Genomic DNA, 3,230 nt, shown 5'->3' on the forward strand with positions numbered 1-3,230 from the left:
CCCTACATCAGCTGGATTCAGGGCCTGATAGTTCAAAGGATCTTTCAGTAATCCATCTACATGGATACCCGCTTCATGGGTAAATGCACCGCGGCCAACAATACTTTTTTGCCAATGCACTTCTCGGCCCGAAGCGTGCTCCACCAGTTTTGATACTTCGGGAAATTTTTGCAGATTAATACCGGAATGAATGTCATAGAGCTGTTTTAATCCAACTACAACTTCTTCCAGCGCTGCATTTCCTGCACGCTCGCCCAGCCCATTGATCGTAGTATTAATATGTGAAGCACCGGCGCGCGCTGCAGCCAGTGAATTTGCAGTTGCCAGCCCCAGGTCATCGTGAGCATGCATTTCAATTTCCAGATCACATGACTTTGCCAGATGACCAATTTTTTCTGACACAGTGAACGGCTCCATAATGCCTAAGGTATCCGCGAAGCGAAAACGTTTGGCACCAGCTTTTTGAGCAACTTCAACCACCTGTAACATAAAGTCGAAATCAGCTCGTGAAGAGTCTTCTCCGCCAACACATACTTCCAATCCCATATCTAACGCTTCAGGGACATAGCTCGCTATTGTCTTTAAAACCCATTGCCGATCCTTACCCAGCTTTTTTGCAATTTGCTGATCAGATACTGGTACTGACAAATCCACCATATCGACGTCAAGTTGCACACAGGATTTCAAATCATCTTCACGCATTCTGCACCACACTAATAACCTGGCATTCAGGCCAAGGCTTGTGATAGCCCGTATGTCTTCGCGCTCCTGCTCTCCCATTGCTGGAATACCAATTTCCAGCTCAGGAATATTTAAATCGTCCAACGATGTGGCAATAGAAACTTTTTCGTCCTGAGTAAATGACACGCCAGCAGATTGCTCACCATCTCTTAAGGTTGTATCGTCAATCACAATGTCAATGGGTTTTGCTTTCATAGATTATCCAGATTAAATTACTCAACTATATATTTGTTGTTAACCAGATTTAAATGTAACTAACGTTAATAGTGTCATAGCAACCCATATGCCAACTTGATTTTGTAATTTAATTCAATAAGTTAAATATTTTTTCATCGATGATTGAATGCTACAAGCAAGACAAGATTTATAGTTTTGTAGTGAAGCCTACAAAAGCATCTGGGCCAGGAGTTTGTTACATCACACAGCGCGACGCACAGCCCCGCTCCTACAACGATTAGCGCCTGATAGAAATTGAAAGAGACCTGTAAAAAAAAAGCGCGTCCAATTGGACGCGCGTACCGTCGAGGAAGAACGGCTATTACAGCAGATAGTACAACGAGATTCTGTTCTACGCGTAGGTTGGGGCGAAGGCTTTTTCTGGCTCTTCCACCGGCCCGTTTTCGTTCCAATACGGAGACAGTTTACGTAACTTTTCCATAATGGGTGGAATAGCAGCTATTACCTCTTCTACCTCTTGCATAGTGTTATACCGGGACAATGAAAAACGAATCGTTCCGTGCGCCGCTGTATAGGGGATGCCCATCGCGCGCATTACATGCGAAGGTTCCAGTGATCCTGATGTACATGCCGATCCACTGGACGCCGCAATACCTGCTTTATTTAGCAACATTAATATTGCTTCACCTTCTATGTATTCAAAAGCTACGTTCGCGGTATTCGGTAAGCGATTGTCAATATCACCGGTAATAAATGCATGAGAGACCGAATCCAGTATTCCTTCTTCCAGGCGATCACGCATGGCCTTGACCATGGTATTTTCAAATTCCATGTGATTCATTGCCAGTTCGCAGGCTTTACCCAGGGCAACAATGGAAGCCGTATTTTCAGTACCGGCACGACGGCCACGTTCCTGATGGCCACCTCTTAGCAAGGGGCGAAACCGGGTTCCACGTCGCAAATACAATACACCTATACCTTTCGGTGCATGCAGCTTGTGACCGGACAAAGACAACATGTCGATCTTGCTGTTTTTCAAATCGATTGGCACTTTGCCTACTGCTTGCACTGCATCGGTATGAAACATAACGCCAGCCGCGTTGGCCATTTCTGCCATTTGCTCCACGGGAAACAAAGTACCAGTTTCATTGTTTGCCCACATCACAGACACGATAGCCACCTTGTCTGTTAATAGCTTTTGGTATTCATTCAGATCTATCCGGCCTTTGGCATCCACACCCAGGCGATGAATGGTATAGCCGTCTTTTTCAAGAAACTCGCACAAACTAAGCACTGCGGGATGCTCCACAACCGATGTAATAATTTCTTTACGTCCAGGCTGTGCTTTTAACGCCGACAGGATCGCTGTAGAATCGGACTCTGTTCCACAGGAAGTAAAAACGATTTCTGAATCGTGTTCGGCACCTAATAATTTCTGCACTTGCTGTCTGGCTTTCTTGATCGCCATTCCAACTTTGTTGCCAAAGCTGTGCATGGACGACGGATTACCAAACTGTTCAGAGAAGTATGGTAACATCGCTTCAACGATTGCGGGATCGACTTGTGTCGTCGCATTATTATCCATATAGATGCCTGACATACTAACCTCCTACACTGGCGCGTTTTGGCATTTGGCTGGCCGGAACAACTTTTATAAACTCTCCCAGGTCTTCCATCAGCCGTTGCTGGATACCACCAATAGTCATGCCGGCCATCTGGCAATTGGAACATGCACCCGTCATATTCACGTAAACGGTGTTGCCATCTACCTCAACCAGCTCAACATCACCACCATCAGCAACCAGCTGAGGGCGCATACTTTCCAGTACTGTTTCAATACGACGAATTCTTTGCAGATTCGTCATTCCACTGGCTGCTGCCGGGGTGACTTCCGTTACCGCCGGTTTCGGTTCAGTGTAATCGGGATCAAATGTTTCACCACGCTCAGCAAGAACCCTGGTAAGTATTTCTTCGATACCTTCATGACAGGACGAACAACCGCCGCCGGCTTTTGTGTAGTTAGTGACATCTTCTACAGTACGCAAATTGTTTGCCTTAATAGTATCTTCAATCATCACTGCATCTACTGCGAAGCATTTACATATTAGCGCTCCCTCTTCATGATCATCTTCCCAGACTTCGCCACGATAGTTGGCAACGGCCGCCTGTAATGCTTCCCGGCCCATCACAGAACAGTGCATTTTCTCCGGTGGCAAGCCATCCAGGTAATCAGCAATATCCTGGTTGGAAACTTTCAATGCATCATCAATCGTCATACCTTTAATAATCTCGGTTAATGCGGATGATGAAGC

Annotated in this window: 3 protein-coding genes; all 3 read right to left on the reverse strand. The window is 45.9% G+C overall.

The genetic code is table 11. The features are described from left to right. The coding region (locus tag ACWVCM_RS09275; RefSeq protein ID WP_455201459.1) for a homocitrate synthase/isopropylmalate synthase family protein at nt 1-936 on the reverse strand (936 nt) is incomplete at its 3' end. Between the two features lie 373 nt (nt 937-1,309). Beyond that, nucleotides 1,310-2,518: a cysteine desulfurase NifS gene (gene nifS / locus ACWVCM_RS09280; RefSeq protein WP_455201460.1), complete on the reverse strand. Its 1,209-nt coding sequence runs from the start codon at nt 2,516-2,518 to the stop codon at nt 1,310-1,312. 1 nt (nt 2,519) lies between these two features. Continuing rightward, nucleotides 2,520-3,230: Fe-S cluster assembly protein NifU (gene nifU, locus ACWVCM_RS09285; RefSeq protein WP_455201461.1), on the reverse strand; the 711-nt coding region annotated here is incomplete at its 5' end.

Source organism: Kaarinaea lacus (assembly GCF_975902315.1).